The organism is Mesorhizobium sp. WSM4817, assembly GCF_055811135.1.
Genome location: NZ_JBVVQQ010000024.1, coordinates 57,449 through 80,528, shown reverse-complemented (window position 1 = coordinate 80,528; position 23,080 = coordinate 57,449). Strand labels below are relative to the sequence as shown.

14 protein-coding genes and 1 pseudogene are annotated in these 23,080 nt (G+C 58.1%); 6 read left to right on the top strand and 9 right to left on the bottom strand.

Annotation, left to right across the window (positions count from 1 at the left end):
- Window positions 1-49: 49 nt before the first annotated feature.
- Window positions 50-226 (bottom strand): PAS domain-containing protein, encoded by a 177-nt coding sequence (locus AC0L2K_RS27065; protein ID WP_473532852.1) that lies wholly within the window; start codon window positions 224-226, stop codon window positions 50-52.
- Between the two features lie 421 nt (window positions 227-647).
- Between AC0L2K_RS27065 and AC0L2K_RS27060 the strand changes: the two genes are divergently transcribed.
- Window positions 648-2,267: an MASE4 domain-containing protein gene (locus AC0L2K_RS27060; RefSeq protein ID WP_473532823.1), complete on the top strand. Its 1,620-nt coding sequence runs from the start codon at window positions 648-650 to the stop codon at window positions 2,265-2,267.
- Between the two features lie 116 nt (window positions 2,268-2,383).
- Here AC0L2K_RS27060 and AC0L2K_RS27055 read toward each other — a convergent pair whose 3' ends face one another.
- From AC0L2K_RS27055 to AC0L2K_RS27035, 5 genes are all read right to left on the bottom strand, one after another.
- A complete protein-coding gene (locus tag AC0L2K_RS27055) occupies window positions 2,384-3,046 on the bottom strand; it encodes a thermonuclease family protein (protein ID WP_473532822.1) in 663 nt (220 codons plus the stop codon).
- Window positions 3,047-3,233: 187 nt separating this feature from the next.
- Window positions 3,234-4,835, bottom strand: coding sequence for a S8 family serine peptidase (locus AC0L2K_RS27050; protein ID WP_473532821.1), 1,602 nt, complete (start codon window positions 4,833-4,835; stop codon window positions 3,234-3,236).
- Between the two features lie 185 nt (window positions 4,836-5,020).
- Window positions 5,021-5,254, bottom strand: a complete 234-nt coding sequence (locus AC0L2K_RS27045; protein WP_473532820.1) for a hypothetical protein — start codon at window positions 5,252-5,254, stop codon at window positions 5,021-5,023.
- Window positions 5,255-5,302: 48 nt separating this feature from the next.
- Window positions 5,303-6,037: a hypothetical protein gene (locus AC0L2K_RS27040; RefSeq protein WP_473532819.1), complete on the bottom strand. Its 735-nt coding sequence runs from the start codon at window positions 6,035-6,037 to the stop codon at window positions 5,303-5,305.
- A 616-nt stretch (window positions 6,038-6,653) separates the two neighbouring features.
- Window positions 6,654-7,334: a recombinase family protein gene (locus tag AC0L2K_RS27035; RefSeq protein ID WP_473532818.1), complete on the bottom strand. Its 681-nt coding sequence runs from the start codon at window positions 7,332-7,334 to the stop codon at window positions 6,654-6,656.
- A gap of 691 nt (window positions 7,335-8,025) precedes the next feature.
- Between AC0L2K_RS27035 and AC0L2K_RS27030 the strand changes: the two genes are divergently transcribed.
- The gene (locus AC0L2K_RS27030; protein ID WP_473532817.1) at window positions 8,026-9,804 is read left to right on the top strand and encodes a hypothetical protein; all 1,779 of its coding nucleotides are present in this window, start codon (window positions 8,026-8,028) and stop codon (window positions 9,802-9,804) included.
- A gap of 418 nt (window positions 9,805-10,222) precedes the next feature.
- On the opposite strand, the pseudogene AC0L2K_RS27025 reads toward AC0L2K_RS27030, so the two are convergent.
- Window positions 10,223-10,469: pseudogene (locus AC0L2K_RS27025) on the bottom strand (IS21 family transposase); the annotation flags it as partial.
- A gap of 41 nt (window positions 10,470-10,510) precedes the next feature.
- Window positions 10,511-13,102, bottom strand: a complete 2,592-nt coding sequence (locus AC0L2K_RS27020) for a UvrD-helicase domain-containing protein (protein WP_473532816.1) — start codon at window positions 13,100-13,102, stop codon at window positions 10,511-10,513.
- Between the two features lie 1,269 nt (window positions 13,103-14,371).
- Here AC0L2K_RS27020 and AC0L2K_RS27015 point away from each other — a divergent pair.
- Window positions 14,372-16,354: a DNA phosphorothioation-associated putative methyltransferase gene (locus tag AC0L2K_RS27015; RefSeq protein WP_473532815.1), complete on the top strand. Its 1,983-nt coding sequence runs from the start codon at window positions 14,372-14,374 to the stop codon at window positions 16,352-16,354.
- A gap of 207 nt (window positions 16,355-16,561) precedes the next feature.
- Here the strand turns inward: AC0L2K_RS27015 and AC0L2K_RS27010 are convergent, their stop codons facing one another.
- Window positions 16,562-17,749, bottom strand: a complete 1,188-nt coding sequence (locus AC0L2K_RS27010; RefSeq protein WP_473532814.1) for a cysteine desulfurase family protein — start codon at window positions 17,747-17,749, stop codon at window positions 16,562-16,564.
- Between the two features lie 93 nt (window positions 17,750-17,842).
- On the opposite strand from AC0L2K_RS27010, the gene AC0L2K_RS27005 reads away from it, so the two are divergent.
- From AC0L2K_RS27005 to AC0L2K_RS26995, 3 genes are read left to right on the top strand one after another with little or no spacing between them, the layout of a single operon-like run.
- Window positions 17,843-18,838, top strand: a complete 996-nt coding sequence (locus AC0L2K_RS27005) for a DUF4007 family protein (protein WP_473532813.1) — start codon at window positions 17,843-17,845, stop codon at window positions 18,836-18,838.
- 5 nt (window positions 18,839-18,843) lie between these two features.
- On the top strand, window positions 18,844-22,197 hold the full coding sequence (locus AC0L2K_RS27000; protein WP_473532812.1) for an ATP-binding protein: 3,354 nt from the start codon (window positions 18,844-18,846) through the stop codon (window positions 22,195-22,197).
- A gap of 1 nt (window position 22,198) precedes the next feature.
- Window positions 22,199-23,026 (top strand): phosphoadenosine phosphosulfate reductase domain-containing protein, encoded by an 828-nt coding sequence (locus AC0L2K_RS26995; RefSeq protein ID WP_473532811.1) that lies wholly within the window; start codon window positions 22,199-22,201, stop codon window positions 23,024-23,026.
- Window positions 23,027-23,080: the final 54 nt, after the last annotated feature.

The following is a 23,080-nucleotide window of genomic DNA, read 5'->3' as shown; positions in this document are numbered from 1 at the left end:
CCTTTCTCAATATCCCTATTCGCCTCCGCCCAAAAGACGGCCGCGATGGCTATAGCGCGTCCTCTTGGCGCCTTCTGTCGTCAACGACAGTCATAAGGCAGTACCAACGGGCAATTCGTCCCTCGCGGTCCCGAGCCGGATTGCCTCGAAACTGGAACCAGCGATACACGCCGTCCAAGCGTCGAAGCCGCGTCTCAAAGTCGATTGGCGACCACTCTCGAGCGATCGCGTTAGCGCCTCGATGTGGCGATGGAGATCATCGGGATGGACCGTGCCATTCGTCGCCTAGCTATTACAGGAGACTACCACGCGCGGTCGCCCGGTCACGTGGACGCCGACATGTCACCTCGTCGCATGAGCTTAGAGCCGCGTTGTGGCGTGCGGCGGTCGCGCATGGCGAACACGAGAAGCGAACCGGTGCACTGAGGGACGAGAACTGGCCCGACTGGTACGCCGAATACATGGTGGCGGAACAGTCCGCCAAGCCGCTGCCGTCATGGATAGTAGCTATGGTGTTCCTTGCAATTGGGGCGCAGTGTGCAATGGCAAACGAGTGCGTTTGGGCAACAAAGACTCTGCCCTCGTGCGCCCCGTGGACTGGGCGCGCGACCATGTGCGCGGCGGCAACGCCCCGAATGGGGTCATCCATGTCATTGTCTACGGCGATTGTCTGTGTCCGTCCCCCAACTCCCGGTCAGCGCCGCACGGCGCGCGCTTTCCTGCTGGCCCTGCTCGTCATCCTCCTCGGCACATTGCCGTTTTCGGCCATCAAGCTGCCGGAAATCACCGCGATTGTACCGACTCTTGCCGCCGCCCTGTTTGTCAGCGACTGCGTCACCGCAGCTTTTCTGTTTGCTCAGTTCTCTATTTTGCGCCAGTGGTCACTTCTGGTGATTGCGAGCGGCTACCTGTTCAGTGCCCTGATCGTGGTTGCACATGCGCTGACTTTCCCGGGTGCGTTCACGCCCACCGGCGTCCTGGGTTCGGGAATGCAATCCGCCGTTTGGCTCTACTGGTTTTGGCATTCAGGGCTGCCCATTGCCATCATCGGTTATGCCCTGCTCAAAAACACGGATCGTGTGGCGGACGTTCGCTTCACGCGACATGCCATCAGCTTGAGCGTCGCGGGCGTTCTTGCCCTCGTCATTGGGTTGTTCTGGTTCGTTACGCAGCATAACGATCTGCTGCCACTAACCTATGTAGACGTTCATCCTGTCGGTCTGTTTCGTCGCATCATCGGCGGGATGGTGGTCCTGGCGCTAGGCGGCATTGCACTTTCGTTGCTATGGCTGCGCCAGCGGTCCTTGCTCGACCTGTGGCTCGCCGTCGCTTTGTGCGCGCTCCTGCTTGAAGTAAGCTTGGGCTCCGTCTTGAGCGCTCGCTACAATCTTACGTGGTATGCCGGCCATTTTTATCAGCTTGTGACAGCCACCATCGTAATGGTGGTATTGGTTGCAGAGATGGCACGACTGTATGACGGCCTCGCTCGTTCGAACACCATGCTGGATCAAGAGCGCATGAGGCTGCAGCGCGCTATTGATGCGCAAAGCCGCGAGCGCGATGCCCGACTGATGACCGGCGACGCCGTTGCCGCCACGATTGCACACGAGGTCAAGCAGCCCCTTGCTGCTATGATAACGAGATCCGACACTGGTTTACGCTGGCTCGATCGCGCGGTTCCCGATCTAGATAAGGCGAGAACGGAGTTTACGAAGATCGCAGCTGACGGGCATCGCGCGGCCGCCGTGATCGAGAGCATCCGGGCGACCTTCCGGAAGGATGACCGCGTCAGAGCTTCGTTCGACGTCGACAAACTCATTGATGAAGCCATCGCTTTGCTTCAGGACGATCTGAAAAGTCACCGGATATTGGTCAAGGTTGAGCGCAGCGCGCGGCCGCTGCGGGTGATGGGAGATCGAATTCAGGTGCAGCAGGTGCTCCTCAATCTGATCACGAATGCGATTGAGGCAATGACCACTGTGGATGGTCCACGCGATCTCGCGGTTAGTTCAAATCCTCACGACGATGGGGGTGTAGTGATTTCGGTGGCTGACACCGGCATGGGGATCGACCCGCAGGACCTGCAGAGGATATTCGATCCGCTCTTCACCACCAAATCTCGCGGGATGGGAATGGGCCTATCGATCTGTCGTTCAATCATCCAAGCGCACGACGGGATGCTCTGGGTATTGCCCAACGCACCACGGGGCTCAAAGTTTCAATTCGTTTTGGGTGCCAATATCGCATCCTCCGTCGGCGGGGTGTGAGCCCTTGGAAGTGGAGACCACACACCGTTTGGTTCCGCTCTCCAATGCAGTCCGAGGCGCACGATCGGCTCGGCTCGGGGTTCGAACAGCTTAACACGGTCGGCCCACTCACGGATTCAACGGCGGACGGCGGAAACCCGGAGCGTGCTTCGACTTGGTTCTGCCCTCAATACAACGTTCAACCTGTGGAGCGCCAAACCGAGCGCTTCATGAAGAGCCTCGTTGCGGATCGTCTCGACCTTGTCGGCGTTCGTCGCGCGCCAATCCCAAGGTTGATCGAAGCGGCCCTGCCAAACGCCGCGATGCGCGGCCTTGGCTGAGACTTGCTCGGCGGCGAATGCCCCGTTCGAATAGCGAGGCCAGTCTAATGCGAGGCCCTGCTCGACAAGCCAGCGTTGGACGCTGCGACCGTCTGCGCGATCGCAATTCCCGACAAGGCGCCCGTACCGATCACGGTCGACAAAGCTGCACCGCAGCGGACGCGATGCTGCCAGGAACTTGTCTAAGGCTTGCGCGGCCCGGCGCCCACAGGGATATTCGAAGCCCTTGCCGTCGCTGCAATACTGTCGGCTCTCTGGTGCATCAATGCCGTTGAAACGGATACGTTTGCCCTTGATTTCGACGGTATCGCCGTCGATTACAGAGGCCCGGCCTTCCATTACACTAGGCGGCGGCTCAATCCAGTTCGTTACCGTGCTCTGGAGGCCCGCCGTGCTCTGGATGACGAATTGGGTGACTGTGGCGGCAAGCGTGCCGACGCCGAGGAAGATCAGCCCCATGATCGGTCGCGGCAGTCGCCGTGACGGCATTCTTCTGCCAGCGCGCTTTCGCCAGCGGCCATCTTCCCAATACCAGTCGCGATAGGTGTAGCGTCAGGGGCGCATTGGGGGCCAAGTCCGGTAAAACTTCCTTGACCCCGGTCGGAAAACGGCCGAGCGACGCGTAGATTCGACCACCCACGCCGCCTTACATAAGGGCGGCGCCATGTCGCTGCGGACTGACGGTGGCGGCGCTGACTACCGTTGCAATGAGCTCTCTGAGTTTTTCGATGTCGAACCCACCATCTGGTGTGATCGTCGCGTTAGCAGAGAGCGCTGTGATTGTGTTGGGAACTCCTGACCCCGCGTATTTAGGCGCCAACCCAGTTCGTGCTGCGCTCCCAATAATTATCTGAAACATCCTGTCAACCCTGGCTGAATTTCTGGGCGCATCTCTTCTGGAGAACTCTGGATGATGGGCAGCCAGCAAAGCGACTAGTCCAGTGATATGTGGGGCCGCCATAGACGTTCCGTCCCACGCAGCGTAGCCGCCACCCGGGATGCTTGAGATGATCGCCACTCCCGGCGCACAGACGTCTATTTCCGGCCCGTAACAGGTGAACTTGGGTGCAAAGATCCCGTTTACCCCAATGGAGCCCGCAACGCCGGATGGCATTGTTTGCGCATGATAAGTATCCTTCGGATAAACTCCCTCCCTTCCAAACGCCGAAACTGCCAGAACGCCTGGTGCGGTTGCCGGAAACTGAACAGGCCCGGACGAGTTCCCGGCAGCGGCAACTACGGCAACACCTGCTTGCCGAGCTCGTTCCATCCAGCTTTGAACTATCTCCGAGCTCTCCGCCGTTCCCAGGCTACAGTTCACGACGTCTAGCTGGTTATCAATGGCGTACTTTATTGCCGAGATCAAAGAGTCGAACCTGCCGCCGGGGAATAGCTTCATAGCATGCACTTCCGCCTCGGGCGCAAAGCCACGGATGCCGCCATTTCCATTTCCACAAATTACGCCTGCGCAGTGTGTTCCGTGGGAGATCTCGTCATTGACCCAGCTCGCAGCATTTGGATTTCCTTGTTCATCTATCTTCGTGTAGTCAACTCCAGACTGAATATGCGTCAAGGCTGGATGTCGATTGTCGCATCCAGAGTCGATGATCCCGACACGCGCACCCGTACCGGTCAACTGCTGTTGGTCCAGGCTCATAATTCTCTCGCCCCAGCCAAAGAATGGATTTCCCGGAAACCCGACCGGTGCAAATGATGACAACGGCTGAAGTGTGAGAACATTGACCGAGTCAAGCTTAAGCGCAGGACGCACAAGCCATTTCTCCCAAAAGTCAGCCTTTGGCTTCACATAGACGAAGTCGATGCTTTCGATAGCGGCCTGGGGAATATTTATAGTTGCAGCGCCGGAATTATCTGTTACCGCCGCCACTGGGACCCCCCCGAAATAAAGAAACAGCTCAGCGCCGTCTATACCTCGTCCTTCCGCCGCGATGATGCTAAACTTGACGGCAGCGTTTTTGGGTGAGGTACCAGGAAGTCCGATGCCAGAGGGCACAATTTCATCGGGAACACCGAAATGTCGTAATCGAATATTCCTTTCAACTATGACTGTATTGCCGGCCGAACGCTGTATCGCAGCAGCGCGCGCTATAGTAGTCTCAGCAACCAAGACCTCGCCCGCTGTTCCAGTCCCGGTTGCCAGCGTGCCTAAAACATTTGGCCTTATGCGGTTAATTATCTTTACGTCCGGATAGGCTGTCAGCGCATTCAGAATCACGTCGGTCGCCATCGGTGCCAGTCCGCCTATCTTTCGCGGACAAATCAATAGCTGGACCGGCCGCACTTCTATGTCCTGGCTATTAGGTCCAGTTGATTCGACGTCAGACGTACCCTCGGCTGTACCCCGCGGAGTGTTCGTCGACGGTGGACGTTTGCGGTCCTCCATTTTTTTCTCCCTAGAGTTCGCTTCATAGCTCAATAGTTTAGTTTAGGGTTTACATACATAGTGTAATCTTCTTCCAATGCGCTCTTCACGCTTGGTAGTATTGCATCCGGAATTTGAAGATCAGCTATCTCTGTTTCACGATGAATTTTCCATTTTACTCCTGGGAATTTACTGGGAAGCTGCTTGACGACTTCCTCCATCCGCTGAGCCGCCCCGGAGTTCCGAGGCGAAATTATATAATGCCGTGGCTCTTCATCAGACACGATATGTCTCCAGAATATTTTCGAAGCGCCACGGCTGTTATCGGAGTGTTAGTGGTACATCGCGGCGCCGCTGGCTTGCGGCTGCATGCCCTGTCCTGCCTGAGGGTTGGCCGAAAGCACACTCAAAACGATCGGGACTAATGTACCAATCAGGCTCCCGAAATCGAAGCCCTGCGGAGTCAGGGCGCCTGGGCTGGATGAAAACGGATTAATAGTGAACCCGCCTCCCACACTAAACTGCGGCTGCATGCCCTGTCCCGCTTGGGGGCCTGCCGAAAGCACACTCAAAACGATTGGGACAATCTGCTTTATGAGGTTACCGATATCGAAGCCCTGCGGAGCCAGGGCGCCTGGGCTGGATGAAAACGGATTAATAGTGAACCCGCCTCCCACGCTAAACTGCGGCTGCAGGCCCTGTCCCGCTTGGGGGCCTGCCGAAAGCACACTCAAAACGATCGGGACAATCTGCTTTATGAGGTTACCGATATCGAAGCCCTGCGGTGAAAGCGGTCCCGATGATTGCGGCTGCATGCCCTGTCCCGCTTGGGGGCCTGCCGAAAGCACACTCAAAACGATCGGGACAATCTGCTTTATGAGGTTACCGATATCGAAGCCCTGCGGTGAAAGCGGTCCCGATGATTGCGGCTGCATGCCCTGGGTTGCCTGTGGGTTGGCCGAAAGCACACTCAAGACGATTGGGACAATCTGCTTTACGAGACTACCGATATCGAAGCCCTGGGGTGAAATTTGTGATGTCCAATTCTGCTGCGAATGCATCGTCATAACAACCTCCATTGGAGTTACGATGACCGAGCTATCCCCCCGCCAAAACCCACCCGCCTTGCGCTGGTAAGCTTGGTCGTCTAAATCGGCGGATCTGCATTGATTGCCGCAGTAGTTTAGTGTGGATGAGGTTGATTGTCCATACGCCAAACGATAACGTTCGGTAAATTTCGTTGATACGATAAGTCTTCGCGACCTTCGCACCCGTGTTTAGTAGGCGGTGATCATGGAACACCATGCCACGGATGCCCCTCGAGGTGGAGCAGGTCGAAAGCCACAAACGCCCACCGATTGGCGATTCTTGATCGCAGGCCAAAGCTTACGGAAGTCGGACGCGCCTTTTCGCCTGTCACGATCATCTCGCCCGACAAAGATAGCCGGAAAGTCACCCGAACTGTTCTGTGATGCCGGGTTCCTGTAAGCGGTGAACGTAAAGAACGCTGCGGCGATCAAGTCACATATTACCCGCGCTGGATGCACCTGTAGGAACGGGTTGAACACCAACGCCGCGCAAGAAGGAAAACGCCAAGCCGGGTAGCATAAACAACCTTAGGGTATCACGCCGCCATTTTCCCGTCCGTTTCTAATTCCCGCCTATAAAAGCAGAAGCTGAGTCCTAAAGATCCGTGGCGGCTCGCAAACGAACATTGCGCACATTCGAGACCTGCCATTGGCCGTTGCGGGCTGTCCGAACGCCTCGATTGTTCAGAGCGATTGCCAGGCCACGCAGGCTGGTGATGCCGGACTGCTGGATGGAGGCGATGATCGGCAGCACGGTCTGGGCAAATCTGTCAGCCTCCCGGATCGAGATCTTCCGACCTTTCGCCGCAGCTTCGGCTGTGTTGGTCGAATTGCCGAGCTTCATTCCAGTGGTCTTGCGTGAGGCGAGGGCGGCCTTGGTCCGTTCCGAGATCATACGCCGCTCCTTCTCGGCCAAAGCGGCGTAAAGGTGCAACATGAACGGATCGGCATCAGCACCGAGTTCGGCGACGATGAAAGGAACGCGCTGGACCATCAGTCCGGCAATGAAGGCGACATCACGAGAGAGGCGATCGAGCTTGGCCACGACGACCGGGCATTTTGTCTGGCGGGCAAGGGCGAGGGCAGCGGTCAGTTGCGGGTGTCGATCAAGAGCATCCACCCCCTTTCCGGTTTCGATCTCGGTGAACTCCTGGAGGATGATCATTCCCTCGGCCTCGGCAAAGCGGGCAACCGCGAGGCGCTGGGCCTCGATGCCCAAGCCTGAACGTCCTTGCCGCTGTGTGGACACCCGATAGTAGGCGACTGCGCTCGGCATGTTGCTAATCCTCAAAGGTGTTCAAACTGCGAACCACCGTTTGCAGTTTGCTCGCTCAACGGGAACTAGCAACTCGTATCAAGGGTTTGTGTCATCATCGATGTTGCAGTGCCGCATTGGAGCGTGACCGAGCCAGAGCCTGGGTCTCTACGGGCTCAAGGAAGCAGCGAAAGCCAAAAGTGATGCGGCTGACGAAAAGCAGGCGCCGACGAACTTGCCAACACCTGGCGCGGTGACCCCGCCCGCCGACACTCGAGCGGCTGAGACCGCTGGTGTCAAAAACCAATCACTCTGAACGACCGAGTCCGACGCCTGAGCGGACACTCGTTCGCCCCGGCCGAATTCACGCCCATGACCCAAGAGCGACGCTCGCTTGTTCGCCAACAGACGGCCGCTGTGCGCCACGGTCCCGACCTTGCGGTCTGTTCAATCGCGGCAATGGTGCAACGGCTAAAGGCCTTTGGCGGATCGGATCGGTGGCTCGCGCAACCTCTGGTCTGCCGGACCAACGCCTGCGAGCGCGGCGAGGTTGAGCAGAAACATCTGAATCGCAGCTGCATTAGCAACAGGAAATATGTTGCCAAACGGCGGCAAGAGGCGGATCATCATCGCCCGCACCACCCCGATCGAGAATTGGCAGAGACAGGGCTGATCGGGGGTTGGCGAACGTACCGAACGCCAGGAGGTTCACATGAAACTGCGTGCTTGCCTGCCAAGCGCGGGATGGACCGCGCTTGTCCTGATGAGTTTCGGCACCGGCGCTGCCGTTGCTTACGTCGGCGACAGTCCGGTGCAGCTTGCAGCGGCGCCTAGAGTGCCGGTGCCGGGGGAACTCGACGTCGGACACTGCGTCGTCCTGGCCGCTGCCGGCCAATCATTGGCCCCGGAAGACATGAAGGCCTACGAGGAGGCCCAGCCGCCTCTGTGGGACAACCTGGGCTCCCTGAGCTATCCGATCAGCACAAAGAGCGCCGATGCCCAAAAATATTTTGACCAGGGGCTGCGGCTCGCCGTCAACTTCAATCACGCGGAGGCGCGACGCGCCTTCCGCAAGGCACAAAGCCTCGATCCCGACTGTGCGATGTGCTTCCTCGGCGAGGCGCTGATCCTGGGGCCGAACATCAACGTGCCGATGGATCCCGCCGCAAATGTACCGGCGATCGCTGCTATTCGAAAGGCGCAGGCGCTTTCATCCGGTGCCACCGAGAAGGAGCGGGGGCTGATTGAGGCGGTCGCCACGCGGTATTCCGACGATCCAAACGCCGATCGAAACACCCTGAACGCCGCCTTCGCCGATGCAACTGCGGCGCTTTCCGACAAATATCCTGACGATCTCGAGCTCGCTGTGCTGGCCGCAGAGGCCGGCATGGACACGCAGCCCTGGGACTATTGGCAGCCGGGTGGCAAGGAACCCAAGGGCCGCACCGCGGACGTCCAGAAGCGGCTGGAAGGCGTTCTCGCCAAGAGGCCTGACCATCCGATGGCGATTCACCTCTACATTCATCTTGTCGAGGCATCGGATCGTCCGGAGCGCGCCGAGCCCTACGCGGATCGACTGGCAGCGCTGATGCCGGGGGCCGGACACATCGTCCATATGCCGAGCCATATCTACTACCGCGTCGGCCGCTATACGGATTCGCTGAAGTCCAACGAAGCTGCCTCGAAAGTGGACGAGACTTATCTCGCCGAGACTGGCGCGGTCGGTGTCTATCCGCTCGGCTACTATTCCCACAACGTGCACTTCGTATTGGTTTCGGCCCAGCTCCTCGGCGACTCGAAGACGGTGCTCGCAGAGGCCGACAAGCTGGACAATTTTTTGACCAACGAGGTGGCGACGGCCATTCCGATCGTGCAGCCGGTGAAGGCAGCTCCGTATTTCGCCTGGGCGCAATATGCCGAGCCGGATGCGATCCTGGCTAAGGCCGAGCCGGCCGGCGCACCGCCCTACATCACGTCGATGTGGCACTATGCGCGCGGCGTCGCCCTGGCCGAGAAGAAGAACGCCTCAGGCGCCCGAGCAGAGGCGGACGCCATCCACAAGATCGCTCAGGACACCGACTGGTCGGTGCACGATGCCTGGGGGATCCCGGCATTGTCGGTCCTGCAAGTGGCCGAAGATGTCGTACGCGCCCGCGCTGCGCAGGCCGAGAACGACGTCGGCGGCTCGATAGCCTTCTGGAAGAAGGCGGCCGAAACGGAGGACTCGATCCCCTATATGGAGCCTCCGTACTGGTACTATCCCGTGAGGCAGTCCTTGGGCGCCGCCCTCCTCAAGAATGGTCAGCCGGCGGACGCGGCGAAGGAGTTCGTGGCGGCGCTCGACCGCGCACGCAGCAGCGCCTGGGCGCTGTTCGGGCTGCAGCAGGCGGCGAAGGCCCAAGGCGATGCTGCCGCCGAAACCAAGGCCGCGGACGAACTTTCCAAAGCCTGGAAGGGCGATCCGGGCATGCTGACGCTCGAACGGCTCTGACGAAGCTCATCCCGGGCGGGACCGATCCGGTCGGCCGCCCGGGCTCCAAGCAGTCACCGAACTCCGATTTATCGGAACATCTCCAAGCGCTTGTTCGGTTTTGGCCGGGGCCAGTCTTGAATCGCGAATTTCTCCGGCCGCTCGGCCTGCCCATGCTGGCCTGCATCCTCTGGGGCGAGCAGTTCGAAGGATTCAAGCGCCAGGTCAATACACGGGCGAGCGGGCGAAGGTGACGGTGCGCCTGACAACCGCCTAACCGATCCCGGGCGCGGCCGATCTCGCTCGTTCGGCACACTTCGCATGGGGGCCCGGTGACGTCGACTTTTTAGATGATGAGAGAGATTGAAGGCCCAAATAGCGGCAAGGGGATGACGTAAAGCCGGTCTCTCGTCGATCCAGCAGCCTCGTCGGCGTGCAGGGCCACTGCCTCGACAAAATAGTGCCCGCACATCTGCTGGAAGCGACGACTATACCGCCTGTCCTTGCCGATGAAGGTCGCCTCCACCGCCGTCTTCATGTTGTCAGATGCCCCGCGTGCAGGTGCCCTGAGGAAAGCAAACGGCCCGATTGTGCGCGTCGTGCACCATCTCCTGGCTTTCGCGCCGATACGCCCTGACGAAGAACATCATGCTGTGGCGCAGCCGCCTATACACCACCTTTACCGTCGCTGGGCCAACGCGTGGCTCGGCGACGATTGATCGCGGCCCTAGGAAAAGAATCGGGTTAGTTCTCGCAGCTCGACTGCTACATTTGGGCCAAACTGCAAATCATGACGCCGACTCTCGTTGAGGTCGATTATCAATGAACGCATGTTTTGCCATTTCAATCGTCGAGCGCCACCTGCTGCTCGCATGCCCCGGCCGTCAACCAAGTCAATCAGTTTGTCTTGCGCTTCCAACGAGAGGCCCAGCCCATGGACCGCATAAAGGAACTGGAGGCCTGTAAGTTTGCCAACATCATCGATATCCCTGTCCGGCTCAAATTCAGGAAGGAGTTCAGGGATCCCCTGAATAAGTGCCTGGTCCAAAATTTCGAATTCGCTCCAGAGGGCTGTTCCGATTGTGTCCGTCACCTCCGCAATCCAGGGGCTGGCCTCACCGTGGAACGACAGGATCAGTTCTCGCTTGGCGCGCGTCATGGCAACATAGAGCTTGCAGGACGCACGATATGCCTCTTCTACCGGAGCGTCGCGCGGCGGCAGCACGCCGTTTCTGCAATTGAGGATGATCAGCGTGTCGAACTCATAACCTTTTGTCTGCTCTAGATCGCAGAAAACGAGGTGATCAGAACTGGGATCATACGCACCGTCGAGTGCGGTGACACCGCACTTCTTAGCGAAGCCGTTTACGTCCAATCCCGAAAAGCCCGCAAAGGCCACGCAAACGGTTTTAGCATCGTTCTGCAGGGCAGTGGCAGCATAGGCGCGCGCGTAGGCAATTTCTTCTTCCAGCGTACCCGCGGCAAGGGCCATTGGAACGGAGCCGCTAAAATTCGCGAACTGAGGGTCGAGAATTTCCAGATCGTCGCTGTCGAACATTTCATCATGTAAGTTATTGCTTAAGACCCCGTAGGCAGCCTTCAATATCTCCCGGCTGTTTCTGTAGTTTTTTTGAATGCGTTCGCGGGTCACGCCGGAGAGGCCCGCCTCAGGCAGGGACCTATGCTTCGGGAGGATGGTCTGAGCGATATCACCGCAGAGAAAAATGTCGTTCGATCCGTCTTTGACTAGCTTTCGAATGACCCGTATCTCGGTAGTACCAAAATCCTGCGCCTCATCGACAAGGATGTTCGTATACTGCGATTGGATATCGTCCAGATGCTTCGTCAGCGCCGAGGTCAGGCCTAGATAATCGACGACGCCCACATCGCGCATTTTCTGCTCCCAGCCGTCCAAACCCCTTAGGATGTCCGACCGGCGATCGGCTGCGATCGGGAACTTTCGTCCCTTACGCTCAAGACTGAGATAGGAAGAGCGCGCATCTGGCGTCACAGCGCTGCGAATCCAGTCAAACTCTTCCCGAAGATACGCTTCACCATTAACACCACGTGCCGCCATTGATTTTTGCATCGGCAGCAGCACCTTCGCGGAGTCGTTATTCAGCCATTGACGATAATACTCCCGGAACACCAGGTCGACATGCTCATCGGACTTCCATGTCACATCTACATAATAGCGATCATTGTGAGGTTCTAACCGATGGAGAAGCCGCTGGGCGAGTTCGAAGAACGACGTAACCTCGATCCGGTCTCGAACGGCGTCGTTGCTGCAGGCAGCGTCAACGAGCTGACCAAGAAGACCGGCGAGGCTACGGTTCAGCGTAAGAAGCAGCACCCTCGAATCTGGCGCTTCCGCCAAGCGAAGTGCACGGCGAACGGCGACGCAAGTCTTGCCAGACCCTGAAACTCCGGAGAGTTGCGAAGCGCCAGAATAATCGGCCTTCACGACCTTTTCCTGCTCGGGATGAAGATACAGGAACCATTCGTGCCAACTGGAACGCTTCTCGAATGACGCGAGCCAAGCTTCGTATTCGGGCGACCCAATGCGCAGGCGGCGGATATCCTCCCCGTCGGCCACCTCGAGCATCTCGGCTTCATCGACATCCTCGAGGAGCCCGATACGGCCCATGCTGAGATCGACATGGGCCTGAGCGCCTTCATAATTGCCCGAAAGGAGTAAATTGAAGACAGCGTGGACGAGTTCGGCCCTCTGCGTATCGGGAATCTCGATGATCAAGGATTTGAGATCGTTGGTGGTCGAACGAGCGTCCAGCGCCTCCAACTTCCTGGCAACGCTGCGCGGAAGGTGGTCCAGTACATGGTCCATCGCATCCGTATCGAGACGCTCGACGACCGGCTTGTCATGGTGGTCAGCCCGGAAGTCGTTTGCATGAACAACCTCCTGGCCCGACCCGGGCACAAGAACGGCCCTTAGGTCCCTGACGGCAGACCTCATCCCCTTCTGCCTGTCCAGCCATTTGTCGACGTCTTCGTGATCGGCGACAAATAGGAAAAGACACGTCTTGTCGGTCTGCTGCGTAATCAGACGCCAACCATCACCGAGATCATATTTCACAACGTTTTGGATACGATTTTCGCCATGTTTGGTGACTGGAGTCCCGACGAACGGATTTGGGTCGCGTAGGCTGCCGAGGATGGCCTTGACCTTGATCGCCTTTTTTTGCAGTTGCCCGCCTCCCAGGAATGCCCTGCTTAGCGACTTGTCGAATTCCTTAGTGGTGAAGTAAGCGATTTGCCCGACGGCGCTGCCGGCGGCATCAATGCCTGACGTGATATTCATGAAGTCCCCCATTCTTCTCGTGCCCACCAGTGTTGGTCACGAGGCCCATCCCAAACATACAAGCTTTCAGCAGTATTGAAATCCCGTCATCTCTCATCAGAACCGGACCCAGGTCTCTCGCGCACCAGGCTGCCTCGGTGCGCGCTTCGTGGCTTCGAAGACACGGTCTTGGAGCCGAGCCCTTGTTGTCTTCCACCTACGTGTCAAACAACCCGGTGCCAGAACTGCCCACTCTGATCTGGCAGGTTACACATTTCGGCTGAACCAGCGGCTGCTTAACTTGAGGCGTTGAAACTTTCGGTCCCGTCAAGAAGTCGATCACACCCGGCAGCTTCTCGTTGGGTCTTACCGTGTCGCTGGGGCTCGGTCGCAAGCGATGTTGATACGACACGCACGCTTGAAGCAGCCGATCGGGTTAACGTCGATTCTACCCCGAAGATTCCCTTCAGTGTGAAAACCCAATTTCACACTGAGACCGTTATCGGGAACGCACGGAGTTTGCGCGTAACGTGGAAAGAGAAAGTCGATCAACAGCGTGATGTCAAACCGATCGGAATATTTCGAGGGTTTTCGGTCGGCGTGGCAAAACGGACCGGATGGGTAATCGAGTTTTGCCAGGCTCTTCCACATATAGGTGGCATCACAAATTCCACTTAGCAAAGTATCCAGGTGTGAACGTGGCAAAGCCTAATGTTTGGCTGGAACGGCTTGCAGCATCGTAGTGAAACAGTTCAAGATCTGTGCAAGTGGTTGTCGAACAGTCCGGTGAAAATGTCTCCACGGTCGATTATGTGATCTCCAAGGCATGTCAACAAGGATGGTAGGAGAGGGAAATTGAAATCCGAGCTTGGTCATTCCCAGTTTCTTTTTCAGACCCCCTATGCCAAGGCTTTTGTTAAAACCTCGCCAATTTTGGAAAGATGAAACGCACGTAGACAACCATAGGAGTGCTCCCGGGAGAGGTGGGCTGCCGGCTCTCAACCTGTGCGGCGCTGCGGCGAACGAGGCCGTCGATCCCGAGGGCTTCACCGTTCACCTATGCGCTCGCTCGGCGCGGAACGTCATGGTGCGCTTTGTCGACAAGAAGTTCGGCACGGACTATCCCTAGCTCAGGAACATGCCCCACTCGAGGGCGGCATCGTTACAAGCCAGGAAGAGGCTGTCGAGACGTTTGATGATCTGCTGGCCGAAATGGACCGCCGCTATGCGGAGATATCACTGGGGCAAGGCAGGATAGGAAGAGGGCAGGCGCCCGGAGGATGCCGTCAGTTGGCTAGGCGAAGCGAAGTAGGTAAGCAGGTCGGCGGGTTCCTGTACGTCCACCGGGACGCGCTGCCGCACGTGTCCGAAGAAATGAGGCAGGCGGTCGCCCGCGCCGAGGCCGCGGCTTCTGGCTTCGCGTGGAACGTCGCCAAGGTCTCGCCCGAGCGGCAGTCGCTTCTCCTCTACGAAGACTTCTCGAAGTCCGCGTTCCCCGCCTTGCTCCGGTCCCTTTCTTTCGACGCGGGCGGAGTTCCTTCCGTCATCGACTACTCCCGGCGCGACAACCCGCCAATCCTCCACCGCAAAGAAACGCTGCTCGCACCCGGTGACCCACGCATTCCAGCCTTTGCGGCGATAACGCGCAAGGCAGAGGATCTCGGACTGTTCAACGACACCAAGCGCATCGGCACGCGGGCCAACTGGACGGCCATGCTTGCCGAAGCCGGCCTCCGGGTGGACGGCCCCCGGTTGGTGGCGGCGGGCGAATCCGCAGTGGACGTCGCCAGGGAGAAGACCGCCATATCGAGGAACGGGCTCTCCCAGCCTCCCTCGATCATGATCCGGTACGGGATGCTGCAGCCCGGGCACGAACTTTTCGACTACGGCTGCGGACGCGGGGACGACGTGGCCACCCTGCAGGCCAACGGCTACTTCGCCTTCGGATGGGACCCGAATTTCCTACCCGACGGCGAAAGGCGGCGTGCCGATATCGTCAATCTGGGCTTCGTCATCAATGTCATCGAGGACCCCCACGAGAGGGAAGAGACCTTGCGCGCCGCCTGGGGCTTCGCGGCCAGAGGCATGACGGTGTCCGTGATGACCGCCGGGAAGTACAACGTCGAGCACCACACCCCGGTCGCGGACGGCTACCTTTCCCGCAGGCAGACTTTCCAGAAGTACTTTTCACAGGAAGAGCTGACTGAGATGGTCCAGCGTGCCACGGGAGAGCGTCCGATCGCGCTAGCCCCGGGCATAGTGGCCGCGTTCAGAGACAAGGACCTCGAGCAGCAGGTGAGCTTCCGGAGGAGGTCGAAGGCGACGATATACGCCAACCTCGCCATTCCGTCCCGCGATCCCTCGCGCTTCCTTCTCCGCCCGAAATCTAGGCCTGTCGCCGAAAGGGCGAGCGAGGAACTCGAGGCGATCTGGAGGACAGCCCTGAATCTGGGAAGGCTCCCGCAGGATACCGAAGTCGAACCGACTGTGCGTGCCGCGCTGGAAGAAAAGGGTATAGCCATCGGCCGCGCGTTGGCGGCCTGTGCACGGGAAATAGCCGATCCAGCGCAGCTGAAGGTTGCCGGCGATGCCCGGCGCGAGGACCTTGTCGTGCACTTCGCTCTGACGCTGTTCCCCGGCGCCTTGAAATACGGTTCACTGCCCATCTCAATTCAGCGAGACATCCGCACCTTCTTCGGCTCGCTCGCCGGCGTCGTCGACGCAGCTAAGGCAGAGCTGCGGGCTGTCCGCGACAGGCAAGTGCTCGCAACGGCGTACGCCGACGCGGCAGCAACGGGCTTTGCGAGCTACGAGGACGGTATCGTTCGCTTCTTGTCCGAAAACCTGGAGCAGCTTCCGGTCAAGGTCAGGATCGTGGCAGGGTGCGCCGAGATTGTGCACCAAGGGTTCTCTCTGCTGGACTTGGTCGAGATCGGCCCAGAACCGTGGCTCGTGCGTGGGCTGGAGTGTGACGTTGACGATAGCGCCCTTCCGACAGTCAGGTCGTCGGTCGAGGTGGACCTTGCTCGGTCGCGGTCCCGCAGGAAAACGTTCGAGGGCAGGGTGCTCTACTTGAGGTCCCGGTACCTGCAGCGAGGCCATCCCGGTCTGGAAAAGCAGGCGGCTGCCGACAGGAAACTTCTGGAACTTGGAATAGTGGACGCCAAAGGCAACGGCCCTCCGGCCGGCAGGATTGCCGCCATGCTGGCTCACCGACCCGGGCGGGAGCCATCAACCACTAGGTCACCAACAGCGCCGACCCGGATGCTATGAAAAAGCCTATGGGTAGCCTACCCTGCCGGTGCCCAGGTATTTCGGGGGAGGGATCCTCGATTGAATCACTAATTCAGACAAGGGACCGTCAAAATTTTGCAAAGAAATGCTAAAATTCTTCTCAACCACGTTGCTTTGGCATTGGGAAGCTCCAAGCGTGACAAGTGGGAGCTAGGGACAAATTAAGCGAGTTCTACTGTAGGCCAACTAAACCGCGGCTAAGCCCAAAACAGTCGGATCAAAGTCGCGCGCTGAGAGGCTCCTCATCGCCGATGACAAGCAGGAGACCGCGATTTCAACATCGGATTCAGTGGAGAAACGGCCCAATGAAAAGCGTAGACATTCTGCGGCGTCGGCGGCACTCAGGCCGATGGCGAGGACCACATGTGACGGGCCAAGCATCCCTGAAGTACATGCTGAGCCAGTTGAGGCCGCGACTAGCGGCTGAAGACGCATAAGCAAGTCACTCGCGCTTACTTTTGGAACCCTAATATGTAAGCAGCCCGGGTGCCGCGGAGTTTGTTCACAAGACACTCTCAGTTCGGCAAACACGTCCTTCAAGCGTCGAGCTAGCGTGTCACGCAGGTCACCAACACGACGGCGCTCGACCTCCCCTTCAAGCGACATCAGCCGACACGCCTCGCCTAATCCGACACAGAGCGGAACCGGTAGCGTTCCCGGCCTCAAGCCCTGCTCTTGCCCTCCTCCAAACATTAATGGCTGTGGTCGCCATGGGGCATCCAAAGCGACGATTAGGGCGCCAATACCTCCCGGTCCGTAGATTTTGTGTCCTGATAGACTCAGCGCGTCGGCACCCCACTCCGCCATATCGACATGGGTTGCGGCAAGGGCCTGAGTGGCGTCGACATGGAAAAATGCGCCAGCACTTCGCGCCAATCGTCCCACCAACGCGCTTGGCTGGATTGTCCCGATCTCGTTGTTCACCGCCATGACGGACACAATCGCAACTTCGTCGTCAAGCATCGCGTCTAGTGCCTGAGTATCCGTCAGGCCATCATAGGTGACGGGCACCACTTCGACTACAAACCCGAAACGCTCCGCCGCATATGCGGCGGCAGACACCGACTTATGTTCGATAGCCGATACCAAGATCCGGCGGCGGCGCGGGGGCGCAGCCATCGCCGCCCCCAAGATCGCTATGTTGTTCGCCTCAGTGGCGCCGGAAGTGAAAGTCACCTCTTCAGCGACGGCATTGAGGCTCTCAGCGACAAAACCACGAGCGGCTTCTACTCTGCTTAAAGCCGCCCACCCAAAAGCGTGCTCTTCAGAACTCGCATTTCCGGGCGCATTATAGGCCGCATCCATAGCGATTCGCACTCGTGGGTCGAGTGGTGTCGAGGCCTGATAATCGAGATAGACTGCTTTTTGAGCCATACGGATCCAATCCACTGGTGAGCTTCGCCAGGAGGTTGACATAGCCCCTTAAAGCAGCTCATTTCAACTGGTATCAACATCCAGTGAGTTGCCATGTCCCGAAGCCTTCTCGATAGCTCTGACAGCCGGTTGCACTTTGCAGGTCATGAGACATTTCCGCTTCGCTATGGTTGGCTAAAGAAAGCGTATGACGCGGTCAGAATATCGTTAAGTAACGATAGTCAGATCTGCAGTGCCTTTACGGACGATTCAGCAATTGCCCTTTTTGGTGTTGGTCGCAATATGGTCCTCTCAATTCGACACTGGGCAATCGCAACCGATGTGCTTTCTGCGGAAGACCGTCCGGGCGAGCGCGCCGCTCGAATCACCACGGGGAAGTTAGGCGATCTACTTTTTGGAGATTCGCTCGACCCGTATCTTGAACACCCGGGGTCGCTTTGGCTCCTGCATTGGATGTTAGCCGGAAAGCCGGGCCGAGCGACCACTTGGCACTGGGCGTTCAATGAGTTTCACGAACCGACGTTTGATCGCGAACTCATGCGTCGCCGCTTGAGCCGTCGTTGTGAGGAACTCGGTGATGCAGGCCGGCTCGGCAAGGGCCGAAGCATCAGTGGCATCACCATACGCCGCGATGTCGATTGCCTCCTGCGGACGTATTTCGCCCTGACAGGAGGGGCGCGCCGCGCACCCGAGGATAGCATTGAGTCGCCGCTCGCTGAACTTGGGCTTGTTCAAAAGGTCGGCGTTGGCGAGCTGTTTCGTTTTCGTCGCGGACCCAAGTCGTCCCTTCCGGACGAGGTATTTTTGTTCGCCCTAGTCGATTTTTGGCGGACGTACTATCCGTCGCGGCGCTCGTTTTCTGTCGATTTTCTGACATTTGAGCGAGGTTCCCCAGGGCAAGTCTTCTTGTTGGACGAAGAGGCTGTAGCTGAGCGGTTAATCCGGCTCGATGCATTAACAGATGGCGCTCTTAGGTGGGACGAGTCTTCCGGAATGCGACAACTGTACGCGCACAATCTCGACGACATCGACGAGTGGGTTGTTCTTCGAGCCATGTTCCGGCGAGATCTCAGATCGGCAGCAGCATGACTAAAATGCTCAGCGAAACGGTACGCGTGGCCCGGCGCTTCACCCGATCAATTAGGGTGGACACCGACCTCGGTGATCCGAGCGCACTGGAAGGATATATTTGTTCTCAATCCGCCGTCGATGCCCTGCTGATCATGGGCCGCCATCGGGAGGCGACCGCACACAGTGCCTTCACATGGACTGGCCCATATGGGAGCGGAAAATCTAGCTTGGCAGTGGCCCTGGCCGCTTTGCTGGCAGGGCCCACTGAGTGCGTCGCCAAGTTATTTGCTGACGTCAATCTAGATGATGCGTCTGAGATGATCAGGCTGTTTCGGCCGACTTCTAAGCCTTGGTCAATTGTGCCGGTGGTCGGACAACGGGCCGATGCCGCAACCGTGCTGAGGTCAGCGATTGAGACTTCGCTGCGGGAAGAGCTGCCCCAACAAAGGGCTAAAGAAAGTTTCGCAGCATGGGTTGGTCGGGCGGCCACGGAGGTTTCGTCAGGGGGCATAGTGCTTCTCATCGATGAAATGGGGAAGTTCCTTGAGCACTCCGCCATAGACGGCCGTGATGTACACGTCTTTCAGGACCTAGCCGAAGTGGCGGCCCGCTCTCGTGGCCGCCTCATCGTAATCGGCATCTTGCACCAGGCCTTTGACGAATATGCTCATCGGATGTCCCGGGAGGCGCGCGATGAATGGTTGAAGGTTCACGGGCGTTTCCTCGATATCTCCATCAGCCTCGCTGGCGAAGAGCAGATCGAATTGATATCACGAGCGATTGAATCCGCGGCTAAGCCGCGCGGTAGAGATCCGGCGGCATCGGTAATAGCCAAAGCAATGCGTGGTGCGCGGAGCGGCCCTACTGAATCTTTGGAGCAGCGGCTTGCCGCTTGTTGGCCCCTTCATCCAGTTGTTGCGGCCCTTCTGGGGCCTATTTCTAGGCGGCGATTTGGTCAAAGCCAGCGTAGCATCTTTGGCTTTCTTACCTCGGCTGAACCCTTCGGCTTCCAAGAATTTCTCACGACAACGCCTACGAACGGGTCGGTTTTTTCTCCGGAACAACTCTGGGACTATCTGCGCTCAAATTTGGAGCCCGCGATTTTAGCATCGCCTGATGGACACCGGTGGTCGACGGCGGTCGATGCCGTTGATCGATGTGAAAGTCGAGGTGGAACAGCGAACCATCTACGAACCTTGAAGGCGATTGCGCTCCTCGACCTCTTTAAGGATCGCTCAGGCCTTCAACCCACGCCTGAGGTTATCGCGTCCTGCGCCACCAATGACCAAGTCAACTTCAAGGCCCAGCTCGAGGACCTTGCAACCTGGTCGGTCGTCGTGTTTCGCAAACACGCCGGCGCCTTCGCGATCTATGCCGGAAGCGACTTCGACATTGAGCAGGCCGTCGACAGTGCGAGGAAGGATGGGGTCTCAATCGATTATCGACAACTGGCTAGGCAAGCCGCGCTGCAGCCCATCCTGGCGAAGCGTCACTATGAGACTACGGGAGCGTTAAGATGGTTCGAAATTGATCTCGCCCCGCTCCATGAGGCGGAAGAGCGGGTCCGAGCTTATCGCCCAGCCGCTGGAGCCGCCGGGTTATTCTTGCTACTCGTAGGCGCTAACGGCGAGTCTCAGTCAGAGGCCCGCAAAATTATCAAGGCTGCGGCGGGCTGGGCTGGGGATCGCCTGATTGTAGTCGGATGGACCCGTGATAGCTTTCGACTTCGCGAGATGGCGAGCGAGCTCACAGCTCTAGAGTATGTTCGAGCTACTCGGTCTGAGCTGGAAGGGGACGCGATCGCGAGACGTGAGATCGATGCTCGAATCTCGCGCCTGTCAGCCGATCTCGAAGATCGGCTTGGTGAAGCGATTGATGTGGTCGATTGGCGTCTTCCTACCGGAGCTGATGTCAGCACACACTCGCACCTCAGTGGCCCAGCAGCGCTGAGTATATTGGCGTCACGCCTGGCGGACTGGCGCTATCCAAAAACACCTCACCTTAGAAACGAACTCGTCAATCGTACCCGACCATCGTCAAATGCTGCCGCGGCTACGCGGGCGCTGTTGAAAGCCATGGTCGAGCAGAACGGCAAATCTCGTCTGTCGATGGAAGGGTATCCGCCAGAGGCAGGTTTGTACTCTAGTTTGCTTGAAGCGACCGGACTGTACACGTCCGATGACGAGGGCGCTGTTCGCTTTCGGGCTCCGGTCGACGGCGATTGGCACCGGCTGAGCGCTCTCTGGACCGCGGGTGAAAACTTGCTCAAGAACTCGGAAATAGGCTCTCCGCTATCCGAACTGTTTGCACTGTGGCGAGCCCCACCATTTGGTGTGCGTGACGGCCTCCTCAGCATCCTTGGCGTAGCGTTTTTGCTCACAAACGTTGAGCGAGCTGCGATCTATCTCGACGACGTTTTCCGTCCCCAGCTGGACAGCTTTCTCGTCGATCGGATTCTCCAAGATCCAAGCGCGGTGAGGGTCCGTCTTGTTGAACTCTCCGATCTCGATGCGAATCTCATTTCAGAGTTGGCTCGGCGGTTGACCACGGAGGAAGTCAGCGTTGCTCCTTCGGCGCTCGATGTGGCCAAGGCGCTAGTAAAAAACATTCGGGCGCTGCCCGCTTGGACAACACGAACGGCGAGCTTGTCAAAATCGGCCACGGCGTTGCGAAACCTAGGTCAGAAGTCGCACGATCCGAATCAACTCCTGTTCGAGGATCTCCCGCGCGCGATCGGTGAAGGCTGCAACGATCAAGGAGCGCTATTGGCTAGCGCTGTAGAAGCGGGGCTCAGAGAACTGGAGGGCGCCTACCCCAAAATGCTCGCTGATCTGGCCATGACGTTGATGACTGAACTCCGGTTCAAGGGCGCAGCGGCGTCAGATTACGGACTGCTACACAGGCGCGCCGACAACGTGAGGGGGCTGTCGGGTAATTTCCGCCTTGATGCACTTGCGACGCGGCTTTCGACTTACCAAGGCGACCTGGATGACATAGAGGGCCTCGCCAGTCTCGCGGCTAACAAGCCGCCTCGGGATTGGGTTGATCGAGATATTGATGCAGCAAGAATCGAACTCGCGGCACTTGCCCAGCAATTCCTTCGGGCCGAAGGCTTTGGCCATCTGAAGGGACGCACAGACGGTCGGGTGACGATGGTCGTCTACATGAGCGACCCATCCTTCCCAGAACCCGTGACATCAGAGATCGAGTTAGATCCTGCAGAGCGCCACAAAGCCGATGAACTATGCCTAAAGTTGGTGGCTTTCCTCGGCAAGGAAGGTGCGGCCGACAAAGTGGCGCTTGGCGCCATCGCAAAGCTCGGTATGACGCTGAATGCGGAGCAAACGTCCCGAACCAAGCAGCGAGTGCGAGCCTAAAATGACTGAAAAGCACGTCCTTGGCATATCCGGTGGCCGCGATAGCGCTGCGCTTGCAGTTTACATGCGGCAGCACCATCCAGATTTAGAAATCGACTACTTCTTCACAGATACAGGTAAGGAGCTGCCGGAGGTCTATGAGTTTCTCGGTCGGCTGGAAGGTTTTCTTGGGAAACCAATACTTCGGCTGAATCCGGATCGCGATTTCGACTTCTGGCTGCGCGAATACAAAAACTTCCTACCTTCGCCTCAGACTCGGTGGTGCACTCGACAACTCAAGATTAAACCCTTCGAGAATTGGGTGCGCCCGTTTGTGAAGGCTGGCTATGTGGTCAACAGCTACGTCGCCATCCGTTCGGATGAGGAGTATCGTGAAGGCTACGTCTCAGGGCAGGAAAATCTCCGCATCCACTTACCCTTTCGCACAGATGGGATCGACAAGGCCGCAGTTATGGAAATACTAGAGGCCGCTGGAGTTGGATTGCCCGACTATTACCGTTGGCGATCCAGAAGCGGCTGTACTTTTTGCTTCTATCAGCAAAAAATTGAGTGGGCGCGGCTGCTTGATGAGCATCCCGATGCGTTTGAAGAGGCGAAACGGTACGAAAAAAACGCGCTTGAACATGGATCACCATTCTCTTGGAGCCAGGGTGAGTCATTGGAAGACTTAGCAAAACCCCAGCGGCTCGAGCAAATCCGTCGAGAGCACGAGAAACGGGTCGCTCGTCTGAAGGGCCGACGCCCCGTGAACGCTCTTCTTGATGATGAGCCAGTGGAACTAGACGAGGTTTATGGCCAAAGTAAAGTGTGCGTAACCTGCCACAAGTGATCGGGTGTTGATCTTGGCACTAGCCAACCTTCCTCTACTGGCTTAGCGTTGGGA